At 45.7% G+C, this 22,062-nt stretch carries 24 protein-coding genes; 12 read left to right on the top strand and 12 right to left on the bottom strand.

The window, feature by feature from the left end; genetic code table 11:
• The 6 genes from GQ359_RS07015 to GQ359_RS06990 form a co-directional block, all read right to left on the bottom strand.
• The gene (locus GQ359_RS07015) at positions 1-996 is read right to left on the bottom strand and encodes an NAD(P)/FAD-dependent oxidoreductase (protein ID WP_215386244.1); all 996 of its coding nucleotides are present in this window, start codon (positions 994-996) and stop codon (positions 1-3) included.
• A complete protein-coding gene (locus tag GQ359_RS07010; protein ID WP_215386243.1) occupies positions 993-1,616 on the bottom strand; it encodes an alpha-ketoglutarate-dependent dioxygenase AlkB in 624 nt (207 codons plus the stop codon). The genes GQ359_RS07015 and GQ359_RS07010 overlap by 4 nt, the downstream gene beginning before the upstream one ends.
• Positions 1,617-1,871: 255 nt before the next feature.
• The gene (locus GQ359_RS07005) at positions 1,872-2,195 is read right to left on the bottom strand and encodes a hypothetical protein (protein WP_215386241.1); all 324 of its coding nucleotides are present in this window, start codon (positions 2,193-2,195) and stop codon (positions 1,872-1,874) included.
• Between the two features lie 8 nt (positions 2,196-2,203).
• The gene (locus GQ359_RS07000) at positions 2,204-2,551 is read right to left on the bottom strand and encodes a DUF4149 domain-containing protein (RefSeq protein WP_256442542.1); all 348 of its coding nucleotides are present in this window, start codon (positions 2,549-2,551) and stop codon (positions 2,204-2,206) included.
• 37 nt (positions 2,552-2,588) lie between these two features.
• Complete coding sequence (locus GQ359_RS06995) at positions 2,589-3,458, bottom strand: oxygenase MpaB family protein (RefSeq protein WP_215386237.1); 870 nt, start codon at positions 3,456-3,458, stop codon at positions 2,589-2,591.
• Positions 3,459-3,462: 4 nt separating this feature from the next.
• Positions 3,463-4,110, bottom strand: a complete 648-nt coding sequence (locus tag GQ359_RS06990) for an LON peptidase substrate-binding domain-containing protein (RefSeq protein ID WP_215386235.1) — start codon at positions 4,108-4,110, stop codon at positions 3,463-3,465.
• A gap of 111 nt (positions 4,111-4,221) precedes the next feature.
• Here GQ359_RS06990 and GQ359_RS06985 point away from each other — a divergent pair, with 111 nt between their 5' ends.
• The 5 genes from GQ359_RS06985 to GQ359_RS06965 all read left to right on the top strand — a co-directional run bounded on the left by GQ359_RS06985 (position 4,222) and on the right by GQ359_RS06965 (position 7,398).
• On the top strand, positions 4,222-4,374 hold the full coding sequence (locus tag GQ359_RS06985; protein ID WP_215301420.1) for a hypothetical protein: 153 nt from the start codon (positions 4,222-4,224) through the stop codon (positions 4,372-4,374).
• Positions 4,375-4,392: 18 nt separating this feature from the next.
• Complete coding sequence (locus GQ359_RS06980) at positions 4,393-4,821, top strand: DUF2244 domain-containing protein (protein WP_215386233.1); 429 nt, start codon at positions 4,393-4,395, stop codon at positions 4,819-4,821.
• 99 nt (positions 4,822-4,920) lie between these two features.
• Entirely contained in the window at positions 4,921-5,487 is a 567-nt protein-coding gene (locus tag GQ359_RS06975) for an Rrf2 family transcriptional regulator (protein WP_215386231.1), read from the top strand.
• Between the two features lie 26 nt (positions 5,488-5,513).
• The gene (locus GQ359_RS06970; protein ID WP_251367850.1) at positions 5,514-5,975 is read left to right on the top strand and encodes a tetratricopeptide repeat protein; all 462 of its coding nucleotides are present in this window, start codon (positions 5,514-5,516) and stop codon (positions 5,973-5,975) included.
• The gene (locus tag GQ359_RS06965) at positions 5,932-7,398 is read left to right on the top strand and encodes an exonuclease domain-containing protein (protein ID WP_251367849.1); all 1,467 of its coding nucleotides are present in this window, start codon (positions 5,932-5,934) and stop codon (positions 7,396-7,398) included. The genes GQ359_RS06970 and GQ359_RS06965 overlap by 44 nt, the downstream gene beginning before the upstream one ends.
• Positions 7,399-7,412: 14 nt before the next feature.
• Here GQ359_RS06965 and GQ359_RS06960 read toward each other — a convergent pair whose 3' ends face one another.
• Positions 7,413-7,655 carry a GIY-YIG nuclease family protein gene (locus GQ359_RS06960; protein WP_215301415.1) on the bottom strand — a complete coding sequence of 81 codons (243 nt, stop codon included), beginning with the start codon at positions 7,653-7,655 and terminating at the stop codon, positions 7,413-7,415.
• Positions 7,656-7,769: 114 nt separating this feature from the next.
• On the opposite strand from GQ359_RS06960, the gene clpB reads away from it, so the two are divergent.
• From clpB to GQ359_RS06935, 5 genes are all read left to right on the top strand, one after another.
• Complete coding sequence (gene clpB / locus GQ359_RS06955) at positions 7,770-10,364, top strand: ATP-dependent chaperone ClpB (RefSeq protein WP_215301413.1); 2,595 nt, start codon at positions 7,770-7,772, stop codon at positions 10,362-10,364.
• 48 nt (positions 10,365-10,412) lie between these two features.
• Positions 10,413-11,651, top strand: a complete 1,239-nt coding sequence (locus tag GQ359_RS06950) for an MFS transporter (RefSeq protein WP_215386215.1) — start codon at positions 10,413-10,415, stop codon at positions 11,649-11,651.
• Positions 11,652-11,919: 268 nt separating this feature from the next.
• Positions 11,920-13,218, top strand: coding sequence for an isocitrate lyase (gene aceA, locus GQ359_RS06945; RefSeq protein ID WP_215301409.1), 1,299 nt, complete (start codon positions 11,920-11,922; stop codon positions 13,216-13,218).
• A gap of 107 nt (positions 13,219-13,325) precedes the next feature.
• Complete coding sequence (locus tag GQ359_RS06940; protein ID WP_215386212.1) at positions 13,326-13,766, top strand: HIT family protein; 441 nt, start codon at positions 13,326-13,328, stop codon at positions 13,764-13,766.
• A gap of 36 nt (positions 13,767-13,802) precedes the next feature.
• Complete coding sequence (locus tag GQ359_RS06935) at positions 13,803-14,675, top strand: DMT family transporter (RefSeq protein WP_215386209.1); 873 nt, start codon at positions 13,803-13,805, stop codon at positions 14,673-14,675.
• A gap of 13 nt (positions 14,676-14,688) precedes the next feature.
• Here GQ359_RS06935 and GQ359_RS06930 read toward each other — a convergent pair whose 3' ends face one another.
• Genes GQ359_RS06930 through GQ359_RS06910 form a run of 5 tightly spaced genes read right to left on the bottom strand, consistent with a single transcriptional unit; the run spans position 14,689 to position 19,049 of the window.
• On the bottom strand, positions 14,689-15,114 hold the full coding sequence (locus GQ359_RS06930) for a DUF1841 family protein (RefSeq protein ID WP_215387927.1): 426 nt from the start codon (positions 15,112-15,114) through the stop codon (positions 14,689-14,691).
• A complete protein-coding gene (gene nth, locus GQ359_RS06925; RefSeq protein WP_215387926.1) occupies positions 15,107-15,763 on the bottom strand; it encodes an endonuclease III in 657 nt (218 codons plus the stop codon). Before nth ends, GQ359_RS06930 begins: the two co-directional genes overlap by 8 nt.
• Complete coding sequence (gene rsxB, locus GQ359_RS06920; RefSeq protein ID WP_215386207.1) at positions 15,753-16,454, bottom strand: electron transport complex subunit RsxB; 702 nt, start codon at positions 16,452-16,454, stop codon at positions 15,753-15,755. Before rsxB ends, nth begins: the two co-directional genes overlap by 11 nt.
• A 54-nt stretch (positions 16,455-16,508) precedes the next feature.
• Positions 16,509-17,807 carry a polyhydroxyalkanoate depolymerase gene (locus GQ359_RS06915; RefSeq protein ID WP_215386205.1) on the bottom strand — a complete coding sequence of 433 codons (1,299 nt, stop codon included), beginning with the start codon at positions 17,805-17,807 and terminating at the stop codon, positions 16,509-16,511.
• 42 nt (positions 17,808-17,849) lie between these two features.
• Complete coding sequence (locus GQ359_RS06910; RefSeq protein WP_215386202.1) at positions 17,850-19,049, bottom strand: amino acid aminotransferase; 1,200 nt, start codon at positions 19,047-19,049, stop codon at positions 17,850-17,852.
• A gap of 183 nt (positions 19,050-19,232) precedes the next feature.
• Here GQ359_RS06910 and uvrB point away from each other — a divergent pair, with 183 nt between their 5' ends.
• Complete coding sequence (gene uvrB / locus GQ359_RS06905) at positions 19,233-21,386, top strand: excinuclease ABC subunit UvrB (RefSeq protein ID WP_251367958.1); 2,154 nt, start codon at positions 19,233-19,235, stop codon at positions 21,384-21,386.
• A 103-nt stretch (positions 21,387-21,489) separates the two neighbouring features.
• The gene (locus tag GQ359_RS06900; RefSeq protein ID WP_215301396.1) at positions 21,490-22,059 is read left to right on the top strand and encodes a Fe-S cluster assembly transcription factor; all 570 of its coding nucleotides are present in this window, start codon (positions 21,490-21,492) and stop codon (positions 22,057-22,059) included.
• Positions 22,060-22,062 lie beyond the last annotated feature (3 nt).

The following is a 22,062-nucleotide window of genomic DNA, read 5'->3' as shown; positions in this document are numbered from 1 at the left end:
TTAGTCCACCATCTGTTTTAGCGCCATAGACAGTTCGAGTCCGCTTAACCAGGCGCCTTCCACTCTGCCGCCATTGAGCCAATCCCCACAAAGTCCTAAGCCAATATCGGATAGCAAAAGGAAGTTCATTGGATTTTGTAGACCACCGCTCGCATAGCGCCAGCGGTGCATGCTGATTTCTGCATCTTCACAGTTAAACCCAAGACTTGTTAAGCACTTAAGCATCTGGTCTTGGGCATCTTCTTTGCTGATTTCAACATTCTCTTGACTCCAGCTAGGGTTGCCATGAATGGTCCAAAGATTACTTTGACGCATAGGCTTTGATCTATTCTGACAAATCCAGCTTATGATTTCTTGGTTGATAAAGGCAGCATCAAAGTCTGTTGTAAGTTGATGGGGGAGATGCGCCATCATGGTCCAGCATGCCTTCATTTCGGCGGTAGCAGTGATCCTAGAGGCCCTGTCGTCAAGATCTTTAATTAAGACGCTCGACTGAGGGGCGGGTATCGCTAAAACGACAACATCATACAGAGTTGGGATATCGCCAATCTCATTGCACTGAAGATGCCACTTGCCAGATCTGCGCTGCATCTGAGAGATTGTTGCTTCATATTGAATTGATAACTCTTCGGCAAGATGCTTTCCTGGTGAGTTCATATTCGGGGTGCCAACATAGCGAATTTCTTCTGAGTTACTGTCCCGCCATACCCCAGCCTCGTAGACCTTGAGTTTGGGTTTCCAGATTGCAGCGCTGCCGGTCTTGATCCAATGTTGGACCTCCTGAATAAAACGGGGATCTCTGGCTGTGAAGTACTGGGCACCATGGCCTGCTGACCAATCTGGTGTACGACGTGTGCTCATTCGCCCACTGGGTCCGCGACTCTTTTCATATACGTCTGCAGATAATCCATGAGATTGAAGCTCACGCGCACAGGAGAGACCCGCGATACCTGCGCCAATAATTGCTACCCTTTTGATTGTTGGATTGCCATTCATAATCTTGTAATTATTTTTCGAAAGGTGAGATTGATTCTTGGGATAGTAATAGTCTTTGTCTTGAGAAGACTGTGTTGCCAATGTTCTTGAATAGGTGGATACATGATGAGCAGACTGCCATGCTCAAGAAATACCGATACCGTTTTTTTATCTAGCTTGTTGCGGAATGCAAATTTACGCCGTGCACCCAAGCTAATTGAAGCAATAGGGCTTGTAGCATCCAACTCTTTCTCGTCGTCACTATGCCAACCCATACCTTCATCACCATTGTGATACAGATTGAGTAAGCAAGAATTGTAGGTATGGCCGGTCGTGCGTTCAAGTTGATGCTTCATGTGAAGCAATTCCTTTGTCCAGCCCTGTGGTTCCTTCTGCATACCTGAATAGGTATACCGGCAATCGGGATCGCCCACCCAAGCCACTTTTCGCGTGGTTGTGATTAGTTTTCCAAACATCTTGATCTCATCTGCTGACCAAGAAACTGAGCTTAGCAAGTTTGTATAAAGATGATCGGATTCATCCGCAGCATAAAAATGATGGAAATATTCAGCTCGCCCATTCTTCTCCAAAAGGCAGATTGGATCAGACGAATTAAGGTGGTCGAATAAAACGTTTTGCATGCTTAGTAAATCTAGATGTTCTGTGTACGCGATTTGAATAAAAACTCTAGAATAGACTTCATTATGAATGGATTAGAACTAAGGGGTTGATTGTGAAAGCGCCAGATAAACGTTGCTGTGGTTCAGGGGTTTGCATCATTAATGAAGCTGGTGAGTGTTGGTGTGGTCAAGTTTGGGATGGCGAGAAAATGAGCGCGCCACCCCTCATCTCCGCCAAAACCCAAAACAGCGATCCAGACCTGAGTCTGAGTAAAACTAAGTCCGAATCGCAGGACCCTCTTTGATACACGCTTTACTAGCTGATTGTTCTGCTGCTCTTAACCAACTGGGGCGACCCCCACTTTGATTGAGCTCTTTTATTTGATCTGAACTGAGATTGGTAATGACTTGGCGCGTAGTGCAATCGCAGTACTCGCTAAATGACTCTGCCGAGATATCTTTCATCTTTGCATGTATTTGAGCTTGCTGTTTTGCACACGACTCTTTGTGGCTCTTAGCAAACTTCTCTGTATTTGACTCTTGAGCATGGACACTTGCGGTGATCCCCGCAAATAGGCTGATAAGAATGAGTGTTTTCATTGGTTTCATTATGTTTTGGCTAGTAGAAAAATGAAAATACACAGCTGCGCGAGATTGATAGCAACGCTTAGCCCGTGCAATAGATGGAATTGCTTATTTTTGCCTTCATCTTTTGCAGTATTGATTTTTCCTGTTAGAAAAAATAGAGTGAAAGCAAATAACGCGGCACATGCTATTAGGTAAAGTCTGTGAGTAAAATCCGGTTCAGTGAATATACATACCAAAGTGACGAGCCCTAAGCTGGCATAGTATTTTGGGAAGAAGTTCCTGACATATTTACTAGACCACTCAACAGGGAGCACCTTAAAAACAGTGGGTGCCACTACAACAGTAAAAAACAGCATGATTCCTACCATGCCAGAAATAAGATAGTTTGTAATCATGATTGCCTTTTCATTTAGGTGATCCGTACACTCTGCGAAGGGAATGGGCAGCTACACCATCTTTCAGCGCCTCTCTAACTGGAATTGCCATCAGCCGAATAGCCGAACTCATTGCCAGTCGTTCAATTCGCCCAGGAATAGGGCGGCCAATGATGGGGTACACCCAATCAGGTAGATTCAGAAAGCCTGCGCGACTAATCATTTTGACAAAAGGCTTGGAACTAAGATTGCTTGGAAAATGATCTAGTAGTGCGATGATGGTTTTAGCCCTATCCCCATAGTGAAGCTGGGGAATGTATTGTTTGATGGCTTGCTCTGTAGCTAGGTAGGTATCAGGTAAATGAGTGGCACCTAATTTTTCGCCGAGTATTTTCATTTCTGCGAAATACTGATCTTTCTGTTGACTTCGAAGAACTTCGCTTCGGTATGACTCATAGGAACGCATAAAGCTACGAGTTTCTGTTAGGTGTACCCATGCAAGCAAATTGGGGTCATTGGCTCTATAAGGTTCGTTAAATTCATCAAACCCAGTGACTTTCTGGTGAATCTGATTAACCCGACTAATAGCATTAGCAGCCATTTCTTGAGAGCCATAGGTAGTTGCGGCAATGAAGAATGCCGTTCTTCCTAATCTTCCTTTGAGATCTTCCCTGAAGCTAGAGTGGTCCCATACTCCAGCAAGTGCCTTGGGGTGAAGGGCTTGAAGCACCAGGGAGCTGATACCACCAATCATCATGGAAATAAAATCGGCGTGGACTTTCCAGGCTATTGATTCGGGACCGAATAGGCCCCTATCGCCAGGTGGCTCTAAAAATGCAACGGGGGGACCGCCACCGCCGACCATTTCTCGAATTGAGCGACGGATGAGCTCATCAATCATATCGTTAATGAATCACGATATTACGTAAGCCATCATCCTCAATAATTTCGGAGATTAAGTCGAGTCGGATTCTAGGGTTACTTTGAGCAAGCAAATGGTTCTTCTGTGCTGGAGGGAGCGGCAAGAGTTCAGCCAATCGATTGGCAACCCATCCACAATCATCTAGGTTTGCTGGCATTTTGAATGCATCATCTCCAAGCAGATCTTCACTTCTGATGACAGAAATAATTTCTTGAAGTAGTGCGGCTACCTTTTCATGCTCTTTAGGTAAGGGCATTTCAGGATCCGGGTCTATGAGCTCAACTTCACCCATCCATAAGCCATCAGCTTCTTGTTTAACGGAGATTAACTTAAAGCGTTGCGTCCCATAGGACTTAGTCATGTAGAGGGCAGGCTGCACTGCGTCAAATTCTTCCAATTTCGCTAAGGTACCAACGTTTGAAAAGTGGGCTCCTGCATTGGCATCCGCCTCACTGGGGTTGCTATCAAGAATGCTGACGACACCGAAAGAAGCATCTTCTCGCAGGCAACGCTTCATCATGTCTAAATAACGCGCCTCAAATATTTTGAGGGCAATAATACCGCCTGGAAATAAGGTAGTTCCCAGCGGGAAAAGTGGAATCCAGAAAGCATTTGGTGAAGACTTATTCATGCTTTGAATTTAAAGGATTTCAAATAAGTTTGCTGAGTGCTTAAAAAGGTGTCACTCTCAGCAGTAATTCCGGATTTCAGCTAAATTGTCGTAATTCAGAGGAGAATCAAGATGATGCAAAAATTACGGGTTAAGCTTGCGAGATGGATTCTTGGTAAGCATTGTCCTTGCTATCAAATGGGTTATCACACGATGGTTGATTTTCAGCAGCGCAGTGCTGACCAGCTTGAGAAAGCTAAAAAAGTTAAAGCAGCCAACAGCTAAACCACGCCCTCAATCAGTATGAAAACTTGGAAAATGCGGCGCAATTGTGCATTGACGCCAGGACAGCTTCTCAAGTTTTACATCGCTCTGGTTGTTCTTTCCTTAACTGTAGCCACAGGTTTTTTATTGGCTGGAGTAAAAATAATCCTGATCTTCACTGCGATTGAGTTAACTGCAGTCACGGCTGGTTTTTTGATTTACTGCCGACATGCCTTGGATTATGAAGAGATTGAGATCAATGGCACACGTCTCATTGTGCGGAAATTTATTGCTTACAAAGAGACTGTGATGGAATTTAATACCCGCTGGGCCAGGCTATCTCAGCCAGAAGAGCACGCAAAAGTATTTTCGATTGCGCAAACAGGGCAGAGCGTCGAGCTTGGCCAGTTTCTTAGACCTGAGCAATTTAAAAATCTCCTGGCAGAGCTGAGGCCCTATTTAGGTTAATGACAACCATGGATTCAAAAGGGTTAAAGCTTTACCCCCTGCAAAAATACCCATTCAACTTGATACTTTCTGAAATTCAATATATCTGCCAAATTCATCATGAACGTTAATACAGCTGTCAAAGCCGCCCTAAATACCCTAGTGGACATAGCTTCCCACTCCAATGGGGTGCAGCCTGTTACTGGATTGGAATTGGCGCAACGTCAAAAATTGTCCGTAAGCAGAATAGAGCTTTTGCTTAGTGCATTGCGGGCAGCAGGAATTGTCAAGGGTACCAAAGGTCGCAATGGGGGTTACATGCTCCTGCAGGACCCTAGAATGGTCACTATCAAAGATGTAGTCTTAGCCATGAATTACATCAAGAAACGTAAGGTTGAGGCTTGCGATATCGCGAGTGAGTTGTATCAATCCCTAGAGACTTATATGCTCAGCTGCATGGCCAATGTGAGCCTTTCTGATGCCATCAAGGATTATGTACCACGATTTAGCGAGGCTAAAACTGCCCCAGAGCGCCAAACTTTTTCATATCCAGAGCCCAAGGTCAATAAACCATCTAAGGGTGAGGTGCAGAGGGTAATCAAAGCGCCTTTTAAGAAGGTGGAGGATGTTCCATTGGGACCAAACTCTATTTTTAGTTTTGGCGACTATCTACACAAAGCAGGATAAAAATAACGCTCTATATGATCAAGTCCTTGAGTTGGAATTTAACTGGAAAAATATTTGCTTCGATTGTGATGGCAGTAGCACCATGGATAGTTTCTATGGCTGCTGATACAGCTCCGACAAAATCTGATCCTGCATGGCTAACGGATGCGCGAGCCAGTATTAACTCTAATAACTATGATCAAGCATTAAAGCAGCTACAGTCAGCGAATGAAGTGAATTCTGCGGACTGGAATAATCTTATGGGCTATAGTCTGCGAAAAAAACAGCCGCCAGATTTAGCTGCCTCCGAGAAGTATTACCAAGCAGCCCTGAAGATTGATCCAGATCACAGATCAGCCATGGAGTATTACGGTGAACTGCTCTTGATGAAGAAGGATCTACCTGGGGCAGAGGCTATGTTGGCTAGACTGGATAAGGCTTGTCTGTTTGGTTGTGAAGAGTACAGTGACCTCAAAGCGAGTATTGCCAAGTATCAAGGTAAAAAGTAATTCCTCATCCCTCATGTCATTTAGTGAGTATGAATACCTTCCATTAGCCTTTGTTGATATTGAAACAACGGGATCCCATTTTGAGCGTGATCGTATTACGGAGGTAGGAATTAAATCCCTAGTGGATGATCGTGTGGAGATCTGGGAGAGCCTCATTAATCCGCAGACATTTATTCCGCAAAACATCCAAAGCCTGACTGGCATCCGTCCACAAATGGTAAGCAATCAACCGCCTTTTGAGGGACTCGCAACAGAAATTGCGCGAGAGCTAGAGGGTAAGATTTTTGTGGCCCATAACGCTCGTTTTGACTATGGTTTTTTGAAGGCATCTTTTAAGCGAGTGGGCATCGACTTCAAACCCAAAGTGCTTTGCACTGTGAAGCTCTCTCGATTGTTATTCCCTGAACAGACTAGACACAATCTAGATACCATCATCAGTGTGCATGATCTCAAGATTAGCTCGCGGCATCGTGCATTAGGTGACGCCGATTTACTACTTCAATTTTGGCGAGTATGTGAAGCAAAGCTGGGGCGTGAGGCTCTACTAAAAGCAGTTAATCAACTGATTGGTAATGCAAGCTTGCCACCCAACATTGATAAAGCCTTGGTGGACTCGATTCCAGAAGGGCCTGGTTGCTATATTTTTTATGGTGAGAACAGAGTTCCCTTGTATATCGGTAAAAGTATTTCTTTGCGTAGCAGAGTGATGGGGCATTTTCAGGGTGCTTTGACTCAGCGCAAGGAAATGAAACTCTCGATGCAGATTAGGGATATTGATTGGATTGAGACAAGTGGAGAATTAGGCGCTTTAATTTTGGAGTCTAGGCTTATTAAAGAGCGGATGCCTAGTTTGAACATTAAATTGCGCCGCTCCAAGGATTTATGTGCCTGGCAATTAGATTCTGATGAGCAGGGTGTCCTGACTCCTCGCCTAGTGGGTCATCGCGAGCTCAATCCTGGAGTTCAGGAAAATCTCTATGGTTTGTTCTACAGCAAGCGAGAGGCTAACTCCTATCTCAAGGCGATTGCGAAAAAATATCGTCTCTGTGAAGCGCTACTCGGCTTGGAAAAACGCATTGAGGCTAAACCTTGCTTTGGTTACCAAGTCAAGCAATGTGGTGGAGCTTGTATTGGAGAATCATCAATCGAGCTCCATAATTTACAACTCAAAACTGCCCTAGAGTTGTTTCAGGTTCAGGTTTGGCCTTACCCAGGACCTATTGCAATCAAAGAGGCTGGTCACATGCATGTAGTGGATCGCTGGCGTTATCTAGGAACAGCGATCAATGAGGAAGAGCTTTATGAATTGGCTGACTCAGGAGAGTCTGAATTTGACCTGGATATTTATAAGATCTTGAAAAAAGCTCTAGCAAGAGGCTTTAAGAGCCAAGTAGTGCCTTTAAGGCTAAGGGATCCTGCTTAAACCGTACCCATGTTTTAGGTTTTAAAGAAACCTAATTTTTCTGATCTAGGCAACTTCTTTAATCTAGCCTCGGCCTTAGAGGCTTCAGATCGATCTGGGTGCTCTTGCGTGGCCAAAAGGACGACTGGTCTACGGGCTCTTGTATAACGAGCGCCTTCCCCTGAATTGTGGGCTGCCAAGCGATGTTCTAGGCGGTTGGTAATCCCGGCGTAATAGCTGCCATCAGCACACTCTAGGAGGTAAACAAGCCAGGTCAAAATAGGGAAAATTTCACTTAAAAAGAGGTCTAACAGACTTGAAATTATGAAGAATGACCCTATATTCTATAGGTAGAAATAGATAAAAATAGTTGAAGTAGATAGGACTAAAAAATGAGAATAGATAAATTAACTACCAAGTTTCAAGAGGCGCTTAGCGAGGCGCAAAGCCTTGCTTTGGCAAAAGACAATCAATATATCGAGCCAGCCCATTTATTGTTGGCCATGTTGCGTGATTCAGATGGCGGTGCCAAGAGTTTGTTAACCCGCGCAGGCGTCAATGTTCCTGGTCTTGAGAAAGCTACCGAAAAGCTCATTAGTAACTTGCCAGAAGTGCAGGGCACTAGTGGTGAAGTTCAGGTTGGCCGTGATTTAAGTAATTGGCTCAACCTCTGTGAGAAAGAAGCCAATAAACGCAATGATCAATTTATTGCTGGCGAACTCTTCTTGCTAGTTGTGGCAGATGATAAGGGCGAGCTCGGCAAGATTGCTCGTGAGAATGGTTTAAATCGTAAATCGTTAGAGGCGGCTATTGATTTAGTGCGCGGAGGAGAATCAGTGAATAGTGCAGATGCCGAAGGTCAACGTGAGGCTTTAAAGAAATACACCGTCGATTTAACTGAGCGTGCTCGTATGGGCAAGCTCGATCCCGTGATTGGTCGTGATGATGAGATTCGTCGCACCATACAGATCTTGCAACGTCGCGGTAAAAATAATCCGGTGCTGATTGGTGAGCCAGGTGTTGGTAAGACTGCCATCGTAGAGGGTCTTGCCCAACGCATTATTAATGGCGAAGTTCCTGAAACCCTGAAGAATAAGCGCGTCCTCGTGTTGGATATGGCTTTGCTATTGGCTGGTGCAAAGTATCGCGGCGAATTCGAAGAGCGCCTCAAAGCTGTTCTGAGTGATGTTGCTAAAGACGAAGGTCAAACCATCATCTTTATTGATGAAATTCATACGATGGTTGGTGCTGGTAAGGGTGACGGAGCCATGGATGCCGGCAATATGCTCAAGCCCGCCTTAGCGCGCGGCGAATTGCATTGCATCGGCGCAACTACTCTAGATGAGTATCGTAAATACATTGAGAAAGATCCAGCGCTTGAGCGCCGTTTCCAAAAGGTCATGGTGGAAGAGCCTAGCGTTGAGGCGACTATTGCAATCCTGCGTGGCTTGCAAGAGCGTTATGAGCTTCACCACGGTATTGAGATCACCGATCCTGCGATCGTAGCAGCAGCAGAGCTGTCACATCGCTACATTACTGATCGTTTCTTACCGGATAAGGCGATTGATCTCATTGATGAGGCTGGTTCACGTATTCGGATGGAAATTGACTCCAAACCGGAGGTGATGGATAAGCTTGAGCGTCGCCTCATTCAGCTCAAGATTGAGCGTGAAGCAGTGAAGAAAGAAAAAGATGAAGCATCTCAAAAACGCCTTGGTCTCATTGAAGATGAGATCAAGCGCTTAGGCGCTGAGTATGCTGATCTAGAAGAAATCTGGAAAGCAGAAAAAGGTGCCGTGCTGGGTGCTGCGCATCTCAAAGAAGAGATTGAAAAAGTTCGTGCCGATATTGCTAAGCTCCAGCGCGATGGTAAGTTGGAGCAAGTTGCTGAATTGCAATACGGCAAATTGCCTGAGCTGGAAGCTAAGCTCAAATCTGCCGCCGCTGCAGAAGCAAAAGGTGATAAAGATGGCGTCGTCAAGAACAAGCTCTTGCGTACGCAAGTAGGCGCAGAAGAAATTGCTGAAGTAGTGTCTCGTGCAACTGGTATCCCGGTATCGAAGATGATGCAGGGTGAGCGCGATAAGCTATTGAAGATGGAAGAGCTTCTGCATAAGCGTGTGGTTGGTCAAGAAGAGGCTATTCGTGCGGTATCTGATGCGATTCGTCGCTCACGTGCCGGTCTTGCTGAAGAGAATCGCCCTTATGGTTCATTCTTATTCTTGGGCCCCACTGGTGTTGGTAAGACTGAGCTCTGCAAAGCTTTGGCTGGCTTCTTATTTGATAGTGAAGATCACCTGATCCGTATCGACATGAGTGAGTTTATGGAGAAGCATAGTGTTGCGCGTTTAATTGGCGCGCCTCCAGGTTATGTTGGTTACGAAGAGGGTGGTTACTTAACCGAACAAGTCCGTCGTCATCCATATAGCGTGATCTTGTTTGATGAGATTGAAAAAGCACATCCAGATGTCTTTAATGTGCTCTTGCAAGTATTGGACGATGGTCGTTTAACCGATGGTCAAGGCCGTACTGTGGACTTTAAGAACACGGTGATTGTGATGACTAGTAATATCGGCTCACATCTGATTCAGTCGATGACAGATAAGAAGCAGTCTGAGATTAAAGATGCGGTATTTGAAGAGTTGAAGAATCACTTCCGACCAGAGTTCTTAAATCGTATTGATGAGATTGTGGTCTTCCATGGTTTGGATAAAGGCAATATTGCCAATATCGCGAAGATCTTGCTCAAGAACTTGTCAGATCGTTTGGCAAAGGTCGATATGCAGATGGAGGTGAGTGATGCCGCACTTAGCAAGATTGCAGAGGTCGGTTTTGATCCCGTATTTGGGGCGAGACCGCTGAAGCGTGCGATTCAGCAATATATCGAGAACCCAGTGTCCAAGATGATCTTGGAAGGCAAGTTTGGCCCTAAGGACACAGTTCCTGTGGGTGTCGATAAGAACGGCGATTTCAGCTTTAGCAAGTAATACCGCTGTATTTCAGCAGGAATTTTCCTGTGCCAGTAAACTCGGAACATGACTGACGCCCTAGTAATGAGACGCGCCAGTGATGTCCGGGTTGTTGGTCTTATTAGCCTGGCTCACGGCAGCTCCCATTTCTTTCATTTAATTTTGCCACCCATGTTCCCATGGTTGAAGGCGGAGTTTGGCTTTAACTATGCAGAGCTAGGTTTGCTCATGACCATCTTTTTTGTGGCCTCCTGCATTGTTCAAGCAGCATCTGGATTTTTAGTTGATCGCATTGGGGCTCGGCCCGTTTTATTTGCTGGAGTGGGTTTACTGGCATTAGCCGCGCTCACATATTCCCAAAGTAATGGCTATGCCATGTTGGTCCTAGGTGCAGTGATTGCCGGTTGCGGTAACGGCATCTTTCATCCAGTGGATTACACACTGATCAATCACAAAATATCACCCCCGAATTTGCCTTACGCTTATTCCATTCATGGCGTAACAGGGTATATCGGTTGGGCCGCAGCTCCAGCTTTCATGGTTGCAATTGCTAGTGTTGCTGATTGGCGTATCGCCTTTTTATCTGCTGCAGTAGTCGAGGTCCTGATCTTGCTGACTCTGTGGCTGGGTAGGGCGCGCTTAATTGACGACGTCCGCGCAAGACGAGAAGAATCTCAGGCGAGCCATGCCCAAAAGAATCCTGGCGGTGCACCAATGAGTACCTTTGGCTTTCTGAAGCTACCTGTTGTCTGGCTTTGTTGGATTTTCTTTTTCTTCAGTATGGCTGCAACTACCGGCCTGCAATCTTTCGCGCCTACAGCCCTTTTTAAAATTTATGAGATAGCGGTAAGCAATGGCAATTACTATCTCACGCTCATGTCTATGGGTGGCGCTGGAGGAATGCTTTTAGGTGGCTATCTGGCTAGCAAATTAAAAGTGCCTGAACGCATTATTACGATTTGCTTTACTGTAAATATAGTCATGGGGCTTTTATTAGCAACAGGCTTGATACCAATCGAGCTAATCGTGATCGCCTTCATTGTCATTGGCTTGGGTCTAGGTATCGCTGCCCCATCACGTGATTTAATGATTCGTTCTGCAACGCCGTCTGGTTCGTCGGGTCGGGTATACGGCATCGTGTATTCGGGGATCGATCTCGGTGCGGCAATGAGCCCACTAATCTTCGGAATCTTCCTAGATATCGGTTTGCCCAAATTGCTTTTTGTGGGCGTAGCTTTTCTGCAGCTCATGATTATCTTGACTGGATTTAAGGTTGCTGCCATCAGCAGTCCAAAAACCACCTAGATACCTTCTAACTTTTCATAATGTGAAAAGACATTACCGTACGCAAAATGCAGTGCAATATCTAGGCTTAGGCTTTCTATCGCCTCTTGATAGACCATTTCATATTACAAAATGAATTTCATAAATTATTGAATTAATTGAATTAAATAATTTTATTTAATTGAGAAATAGTTCTTGCATGCTTTTCCCAGACACTTACACTCTTATATAAGACATAAGACTTAAATGTCCAAATATTTGATGTACTTGTTAACTTAGGGAGAAAAACATGGCAGATCGCAAAGCAGAAATCGCAGCACTACAAAAAGACTGGGATACCAATCCACGCTGGAAGGGTATTACACGTGGATACACAGCTGAGGACGTTGTACGTCTTCGTGGCTCATTGAAGATTGAGCACACATTGGCTAAGCATGGCGCAGAGCGTCTCTGGGAGTTGGTTAACAACGAGGCTTACGTTAACTGTTTAGGCGCATTGACTGGTGGACAAGCAATGCAACAAGTTAAAGCTGGCGTTCAAGCTATTTACTTGTCAGGTTGGCAAGTTGCTGCTGACGGTAACTCATATGCAGCGATGTACCCAGATCAATCTTTGTATCCAGTTGACTCAGTTCCAAAGATGGTTGAGCGCATTAACAATTCATTCCAACGTGCTGATGAAATTCAAACCGCTAAAGGCATCAATAAAGGTGATGCTGGTTATATTGAATATTTTGCTCCAATCGTTGCCGATGCAGAAGCTGGTTTTGGTGGCGTATTAAACGCATTTGAATTAAGCAAGGCATTGATTAAGCAGGGTGCAGCTGGCGTTCACTTCGAAGATCAACTCTCTTCCGTTAAGAAGTGCGGTCACTTAGGTGGAAAAGTATTGCTGCCTACTACTGAATCTGTTCAGAAATTGATTTCTGCACGTTTAGCAGCTGACGTAATGGGTGTTCCAACAATTATCTTGGCTCGTACTGATGCTGAAGCTGCTGATTTGTTGACATCTGATTACGATGCAAATGACAAGCCATTCTTGACAGGTGAGCGCACAGCTGAAGGTTTCTACAAAACACGTAAGGGCTTGGATCAAGCGATCTCCCGTGGCTTGGCATACGCTGCTTATGCCGATATGGTTTGGTGCGAAACAGGTACGCCTGATTTGGACTTTGCTCGTAAATTTGCAGAAGCAATTCGTGCGAAGTTCCCAGGCAAGATGTTGGCTTACAACTGCTCACCATCTTTCAACTGGAAGAAGAACTTGGATGACGCAACAATTGCGAAGTTCCAACGCGAATTAGGTGCAATGGGTTACAAGTATCAGTTCATCACATTGGCTGGTATTCACTCAATGTGGTACAACATGTTCGACTTGGCGCAAGACTACATGCAGCGTGGTATGACTGCTTACATCGAGAAAGTACAAGAGCCAGAATTTGCTGCTCGTGATCGTGGTTACACATTCGTATCGCATCAGCAAGAAGTTGGTACTGGTTACTTCGATGATGTTACTACTGTGATCCAAGGTGGTAAGTCTTCAGTAACGGCATTGACTGGTTCTACAGAAGAAGAGCAGTTCCACTAAGAAATCCCTAAGTAGTATGTAGCAAGCAGTAGTACACCAATACTGCCGCGGCACCTAATTAACCCCATAAGGGTGACTTAGGTGCCGTTTTCGTTTACATTCTTCACATGACGAATTGTGTACTTTGTAAAGACGAACTCAAGCCTGAAGAAGGCCAGTTGATTTGGCGCGGAGATGACTGCCGCATCATCCTCGTAAATGATTCTGACCTCCCTGGCTTTTGCCGCGTTATCTGGAATCGCCATGTCGCAGAAATGACTGACTTGAGCTATGGTGAGCGCGAGCATCTTATGACCTTAGTATTCGCGGTAGAGGAGGCGGTGCGTCATGTAATGCGCCCAGATAAGGTCAATATTGCGGCGCTCGGAAATATGGTTCCACATATTCATTGGCACGTCATCCCAAGGTATAAGGATGATGCATTCTTTCCTGGATCTGCATGGTCGCAAAAGACACAGCAAACCCCTGCAATGAATTTAGAGGCTAGAAAACAATTAGCACAAGAACTACCTGCAGCCATTAAGTCTGCGATTGCAGCACTTTCATAAAAACTGCTTAGTATTATTTTTACCCCAAAGGTGACGGTGAATAAAGAAACTAAGGGAATGCTGATTGGCTTTGTTGGCATACTTATTTTTAGTCTCACATTGCCTGTTACAAAGATTGTCTTAGTCAGCTTTAATCCCTATTTCATTGCTTTTGGTAGAGCTCTTTTAGCCGGTCTATTTGCTTTGGCTTATCTCTTGTATACAAGGGCACCATTTCCCGCTCGGTCCGACTTGATGAAGTTGGTGGTTATTGCCCTAGGGGTGATATTTGGGTTCCCAATTTTGACAACAATCGCAATGGAAGATGGTTCATCAGCCCATGGCGCGGTGATTTTGGGCATGATGCCCTTGGCTACTACTGTGATCGGCGTTATTCGCTTTAAGGAGCGGCCATCGCTCGGATTTTGGCTAGTTTCAATACTGGGCGCGGGATTGGTTGTAGTTTATGCACTCCTTAAAAACTCCGGGAGTTTCACCCATATTGACGTCCTCTTAGTGCTTGGTGGTATTTGTGCCTGTATTGGCTATGTGGAAGGTGGTGAGTTATCTCGCAAGATGAGCCCACCGCAAGTGATTTCCTGGGCTTTAGTTATTTCATTGCCGGTGAATCTGGTGGCAACCTATTTCTCATTTAATACTGCTTATTGGGGTGCCAGCTCTTTGACTTGGATGAGTTTCTTTTACCTCGGCTTATTTCCGATGTATCTTGGTTTTTTCTTTTGGTATGGAGGTCTGGCTATTGGCGGGATTGCCAGAGTAAGCCAAGTGCAACTGATGCAACCTTTCTGTACGCTAATTGCAGCCAGTCTTATTCTAGGCGATCGGCTAACCTTGATGAATATGGTTTTTGCTTTTCTGGTGGTATCAACCGTAGTGTTGAGTAAAAGGATGCTTGTTAAGCGGCATTGATGAGGCTTGCCAGCTAATTTAGCTTCTTTAATGCCTCTAAATATTTCTCGGGGCTTAAGGGTTGGCCTTCTCTCTGCGCTTCCCACATCACCTGTCCAAGACATTCCATCATGGCGTGCTGTGCCTCATGCTTGGACCCTAGTTTCTTAGTCAGGTTTTCGAAAACCTCTTTTATTCCTGGCGGTTGATCAATGGATATTTGCTCGCTAATCGACAGGTGCATTGAGAGGTGCAAGAAGGGGTTGGTCTCACCACGCTCTGGTGTGTAGTCTTGCGCAACCGCACCCTCTGGATCCGCCAACACTGCATGATATTCCGGGTGTTCTACCATCCAGTCACTAGCAATCATTTCCATTGGTGTCAGGATTTGATCCTCAGTTTTCTTTTTCCAGGTGTCACAAAAAAAACGACGCACTTCTTCGCGAGTGGGGTTAAATATTGCCACGAACTTTTCCTTTCCCAGTTTTTTGTTTGAAGCCGCAGAGTGGTTCAACAATGCATTGCTCACAATCTGGGTTTCGTGCTTTGCAAGTATATCTACCATGCAAAATAAGCCAATGGTGAGCATCCATCAAAAACTCTTTTGGTACACGCTTGAGTAATTGCTCTTCCACTTTTACAACATCTTTACCAGGCGCCAATCCTGTCCGATTGGAGACTCTAAAGATGTGGGTGTCGACTGCCATAGTGGGTTGACCAAAGGCAGTATTAAGAATGACGTTCGCAGTTTTTCTACCGACACCTGGAAGCATTTCTAACTCCTCGCGATTTTGCGGAACTTCGCCGCCGTGTTTATCCAGGAGGAGTTGGCAAGTTTCCTGAATGTGCCTGCCCTTGGAATTAAATAGGCCAATGTGCTGAATGAAGGGCTTCACACCATCCTCTCCTAGGTCAAGAAGTGCTTGAGGTGTATTGGCAATCTTAAACAGCTGGCGAGTACCTTTATTTACTGAAATATCGGTTGCCTGTGCTGATAGCAAAACCGCGATGAGTAATTCAAACGGTGAGCTGTATTCCAGTTCAGTTTCAGGATGGGGATTATTCTCTCTGAGTAATTCAAAGAAGGCCTGGCGCTTTTCAAGATTCATCATTTTTTTGCTGTGCTCTCGCAATGGCTGCGGCAATGATGGCGCGCTTTCTCTCTTGCTCTTTTAAGGCAGCCTCTGAATCTGGGCTTTCTGCATTGACTGCCTGCAATTTCGCAGCTGCTTTCTTTGCTAGCCGTTCATCATTGTCGCGTTGCTCACGATCCAATCGTAGATCGCGCGCTTCATATCGCGCTCGTGCAAGCCCTGCTAATTCTGGTGACCAGGCTTCCCAGCCAGTTTTCTCACCGGTAATATCAATCATGGAGATGCAATCTACCGGGCAGGGTGGTATGCAAAGATCACAACCAGTGCACCAATCACTCAAGACCACATGCATTTGCTTTGAGGCGCCAATAATGGCATCTACAGGACATGCTTGGATGCACAAGGTGCAGCCGATACAAGTCTTGGGATCAATAAAAGCAACAGGCCTTGGGCGCTCTGCACCGCATTCAGGGTTGATCGTGGGATGCAGTTCAAAGGCATCCTGGGGAAAAATGGGTGCCAGGATGGTACTGAGCCTTTTTATGCCCTCTACGCCTCCCGGTGGGCAACGATTAGGCAGAACCTCACCTGTCGCCATCGCTTCTGCGTATGCTCTGCAGTCTGGGTAGCTGCATTTGGTACATTGAGTTTGAGGAAGAATGTCCTCGAGACGATCGGCAAGTTCTTTCGTCTGCTTGATGTCCATTGCAATTTTCGAGCCCTAAAACTAGAAGCGCGACCCTAAAGTCGCGCCGCTGAATTATGCAGCTTTCTTAGTGCCCAGTTTTGGAGGTCTAGCTTTTGTTTTTTTCTGAACACCTTGATGCTCACGAATAAACGACTTAATTTTTGGATACACTTTATCGCGCCAACGACGGCCAGAGAAGATGCCGTAGTGGCCAGCGCCCGCAACTTCGTAATGGTCTTTGTCAGCCTTCGGAATGCCTGCACACAAAGCATGTGCTGAGCGGGTTTGTCCGCTACCAGAAATGTCATCCAACTCGCCCTCAACGGTGAGAAGAGCAGTGTTCTTAATATCTTGTGGCTTCACTAGATCACCAGATACTGCCCAAGTGCCGTTTGGAAGTGAGTAGTCTTGGAATACCGTCTTAATCGTGTCTAAGTAGAACTTGGCATCCATATCAAGGACGGCGTTGTACTCATCATAGAAACGGATATGAGCTTCTGCATCTTGCTCATCACCACGCACTAAGTTTTGGAAATAGTCCCAATGTGACTGCAAGTGATTCTGAGGATTCATGGCAATAAAGCCGGTGTGCTGCAAGAAGCCTGGATAAACCTTGCGTCCAGCGCCTGGGTAGCTTGGTGGTACTTTGTAAATTACATGGCTTTCAAACCAGTCATAAGACTTTTGGTCGGCTAAGTTATTAACCGCAGTTGGTGACTTGCGCGCATCAATTGGACCGCCCATCATGATCATGGAGGCAGGGGTCTTTTCACCAGCAGAGGCCATCAAAGAAATCGCACCTAGTGTAGGCACTGTTGGCTGGCAAACGGAGATCACATGTAAGTTCTCAGCACCAATAGTGCGGATGAAGTCTTGTACATAATGAACGTAATCATCTAGACCAAAATCGCCGGCGTCAGCAGGAACAATGCGAGCATCAATCCAATCGGTAATGTATACCTTGTGGTCTTGCAAGAGTGTGCGCACGGTGTCACGCAATAATGTGGAGTGATGTCCAGATAATGGGGCAACAACCAATACAACTGGATCGTCTTTCAGTTTCTTAATGACATCAAGATCATCAGAGAAACGCTTGAAGCGAATTAGATTGCAAAATGGTTTAGCTAGAACTGTTCTTTCATGAATGGCCACTTCGCGACCATGAGCCTGAACTGCACGAATACCAAACTCAGGTTTTTTGTAATCTTTACCTAGGCGGTATAGCAGTTCATAACTAGCAGCCAAACGATCAGAGCCTGGAACTTTTGAAGCAGGGTTTGAAGCATTGATGAATGCCTCAGATGCTGCTCGAGCCCATGAGCTTACTGGTTGAAGTAAAGCTTTTTGAAATTCATGTAACTGATATAGCATGTTGCCTCCTGATGATTCAGTGTAACCGCTTATTACGCGTTGTTACGCCAATACGCGGGCGATTGCTTTGGCTACCTTATCAATATTTTTGGTATTGAGGGCAGCCACACAAATACGACCGGTGGAGAGGGCATAAATGCCATCTTCCTTTTGTAAACGCTCTACTTGCTCAGCGGTTAAGCCTGAGTAAGAGAACATGCCGCGCTGAGCTTCAATAAAAGCAAAGTCCTGCTTAACGCCAGCAGCAGCCAATTTTTGTACCAGCCCCTGACGCATTGCTTTAATGCGATCACGCATCTCAGCTAATTCATCTTCCCAGAGCTTTCTTAGTTCTGGTGAGTTCAGAACAGCGGCAGCAATCGCTGCGCCATGTGTAGGTGGATTGGAATAGTTTGTGCGGATCACACGCTTCAATTGAGAAAGAACACGCGTGGATTCATCTTTGCTTTGAGTCACGATCGATAAGGCACCAACACGCTCACCATAGAGTGAAAATGATTTGGAGAAGGAACTGGATACAAAGAAAGACATACCGGATTCAGCGAACAAGCGCACCGCAATACCGTCTTGCTCAATACCAGCAGCAAAGCCTTGGTAAGCCATATCTAAAAATGGAATGAGTTGCTTTGCTTTGCAAATATCAATGACTTGACGCCATTGCGCTTCAGTAATATCAGCGCCAGTTGGGTTATGGCAGCAAGCGTGCAATAAGACAGTGGTGAACTTCGGAAAAGACTCTAGAGATTTCACCATGCCATCAAAATCAACACCACGAGTTTTACCGTCGAAATAGGTGTACTCAAGTACTTCAAACCCTGCAGATTCAAAAATACCGCGGTGGTTTTCCCAGGTAGGGTTGCTAATTGCGCAAGGCGCATTCAAATTAAGGCGCTTGATAAAGTCCGCACCAACGCGCAAGGCGCCAGTGCCACCAAGACATTCGGCAGTTACAACACGACCATCTTTAATGAGTGAAGAGTCGGCACCAAATAACAAGTTCTGAACTGCGCTGTTGTAAGGGTTCGGGCCTTCGATTGGAATGTAGCTACGCGGAGAGTGCTTCGCAACAATTGCCTCTTCAGCCTTAATTACTGCCTTCAAAAGAGGTACCTTGCCTTCATCGGTGTAATACACGCCAACGCCTAAGTTGACCTTGTCTGCGCGTTGATCGGCGACATAGGCTTCTGTGAGGCCAAAAATAGGGTCTTTAGGGGCTAGCTGGACTGAAGTGAAAAGGTTCATTTGAGGGTCAAAAATGGGGTAGTAATGTAGGTTAAAAGAGGTATTTGAGGCTTAATTGACGTTAAATTCAGTTAAATTTACTTTAAATGACTGTTTTTGAGGCTAGATTCAACTATTTCCAAATAAAAACGGCAAAATCAATGTTTGTACAAAATTCGCTGTGAACTAAAAGTCACAGGTGAAATGATAGCTGAGATGCCCCCTAAGTTGCCTAAAAGTTCCTCAAATTCCAAAGTTGTTGAAAGCAAGAAAAGCCCTGTAGCTGATCCTTTGGGCGAGGTGGGTCACGACCTGGATGCAGATAAGTTCGTTTCCTTCCCAGATTCGCCTTTTCAGCTCTATCAGCCATTTCCACCAGCCGGGGACCAGCCGGCCGCAATCGATGCTTTAGTAGCTGGAATTGAGGATGGATTGACCTTCCAGACCCTTTTGGGGGTTACTGGTTCAGGCAAAACCTTCACCATGGCTAATGTGATTGCCAGAACAGGGCGTCCCGCCATTATCTTTGCGCCTAATAAGACCTTGGCTGCCCAGCTTTACAGTGAATTTCGGGAGTTTTTCCCAAAAAATGCGGTGGAGTACTTCGTAAGTTATTACGACTACTACCAGCCAGAGGCTTATGTCCCGACGCGCGATTTATTTATTGAAAAAGATTCGTCAATTAATGAGCACATCGAGCAAATGCGACTGTCTGCTACTAAGAGTTTGTTAGAGCGACGTGACGTCATCATTGTGGCTACTGTCTCTGCAATTTACGGTATTGGTAATCCGGGTGACTATCACAGCATGGTGATGACTTTGCGTCCTGGCGACAAGATGAGTCAGCGCGATATTTTGATGCGCTTAATTGCGATGCAATACGACCGTAACGAAACTGATTTCAAGCGCGGAGTGTTCCGGGTGCGGGGCGACACGATTGATATTTTCCCGGCTGAACATAATGAATTGGCAGTGCGTGTTGAGCTCTTTGATGATGTCATTGAGAGTTTGCAATTTTTTGATCCGCTCACTGGGAAAATTCGTCAGAAAATTCCACGCTTTACTGTCTATCCAAGTTCGCATTACGTTACTCCGCGTGACACGGTGCTTAAGGCGATTGAAACAATTAAGGCTGAGTTGCGTATTCGCTTAGATGAATTTGTTAAAGATGGAAAGTTGGTTGAGGCACAACGTTTAGAGCAGCGTACGCGCTTTGATTTAGAGATGCTCAATGAGTTGGGTTTCTGCAAAGGCATTGAGAACTACTCCCGCCATCTCTCAGGGGCTATGCCTGGCGAGGCGCCGCCCACCTTGGTTGACTACCTTCCAAATGATGCCTTGATGTTCTTGGATGAGAGCCATGTTCTCATCGGACAGCTGAATGCGATGTATAACGGCGACAAGTCTCGCAAACACACTTTGGTGGAGTTTGGTTTCCGTTTACCTTCGGCAATGGATAACCGACCACTGAAGTTCACGGAGTTTGAAACGAAGATGCGTCAAACGGTATTTGTTTCTGCAACACCCGCTGATTATGAAAATACGCACACCGGACAAGTGGTGGAGCAAGTGGCTAGACCAACAGGACTAGTTGATCCAGAAATTGAAGTGTTGCCAGCAAGCACCCAAGTAGATGATTTGCTCAATCAGATTCATGAGCGTGTCAAAGTGCATGAGCGCGTCTTGGTAACCGTTCTAACAAAACGAATGGCTGAACAGCTGACAGATTACTTGTCGGATAACGGTGTAAAAGTACGTTACGTCCATTCGGATATTGACACTGTAGAGCGCGTAGAAATTCTGCGCGACTTACGCTTAGGCGTGTTCGATGTTTTAGTGGGTATTAATTTGTTGCGCGAGGGCTTGGATATTCCCGAAGTCTCACTCGTTGCAATTTTGGATGCGGATAAAGAGGGCTTCTTGCGTTCTGAACGCAGCTTAATTCAGACGATTGGTAGGGCAGCCCGAAATATTAAAGGCAAGGCTATTCTGTACGCTGACAGGATCACCGATTCTATGAAGCGGGCCATGGGGGAGACTGAGCGTCGCCGAACCAAGCAAATTGCCTTCAATAAGGCGAATGGGATTGAGCCACGGGGTGTCCAAAAGCGTATTAAAGACATTATTGATGGCGTCTATGACGTCCAAGAGAAGCGCTCTGAGATGCAGGTAGAGCAGGAGCGGGCTCGCTATGAGGATATGAGCGAGAAGGACCTAGCGGGCGAAATCAAGCGTTTAGAGAAGCAAATGAACTCTGAAGCTAAAAATCTGGAGTTTGAAAAGGCGGCAGCCACCCGTGATCGCCTTACCAAGGTTAAGGAGATGGCCTTTGGGGCTCGATCTAGGGATGCTGTTTAATCCTGAGCAGATTAGTGGGGTATATGGTAAAGTTGAGTGGAATGGTCGGGTATTACCCGCCCGACTGTTAGCTGTCCATAACAATCCATTACCAAGGTGACATATGAGACTTACAACCAAAGGCCGTTTTGCAGTAACCGCAATGATTGATTTAGCCCTGCGCGAGACGCACGGGCCTGTAACTTTGGCTGGAATTAGCCAGAGACAGAAGATTTCCCTGTCTTACCTAGAGCAATTGTTCGGCAAATTACGCCGTTTCAATATTGTTGATAGCACTCGTGGTCCTGGCGGTGGTTACACCCTGGCCCGCAAGTCTGAAGAAATTAGCGTGGCAGACATCATTGTTGCCGTGGATGAGCCCTTAGATGCAACCCAATGTGGCGGCAAAGGGAATTGCCATAGCGATGAAGAAAGCCATGGCCGTTGTATGACTCATGATCTATGGTCAAACCTCAATGCCAAGATGGTGGAGTACCTCAGCTCCGTCTCTTTACGTGATTTAGTGCAGCAGCAATCCGGACGTGGAATCGTATTGCACGATTTGCGCCCCAAGAAAATCAAGACTGAAAGTGCCAAGGCTGAAAAGCCAGCACCAGCAGTTGCAGCAGTAAAAGAAGCCGCTCCGAAGCGACCTCTCGTAAATTCTGTTTTTAACCTGGCTCAGCAAAGTTAAGAG

It is taken from the genome of Polynucleobacter sp. AM-7D1 (genome assembly GCF_018688455.1).
GTDB lineage: Bacteria > Pseudomonadota > Gammaproteobacteria > Burkholderiales > Burkholderiaceae > Polynucleobacter.
The sequence above is the reverse complement of the archived record's forward strand: the minus strand, read 5'-3'. Positions and strand labels throughout refer to the sequence as shown.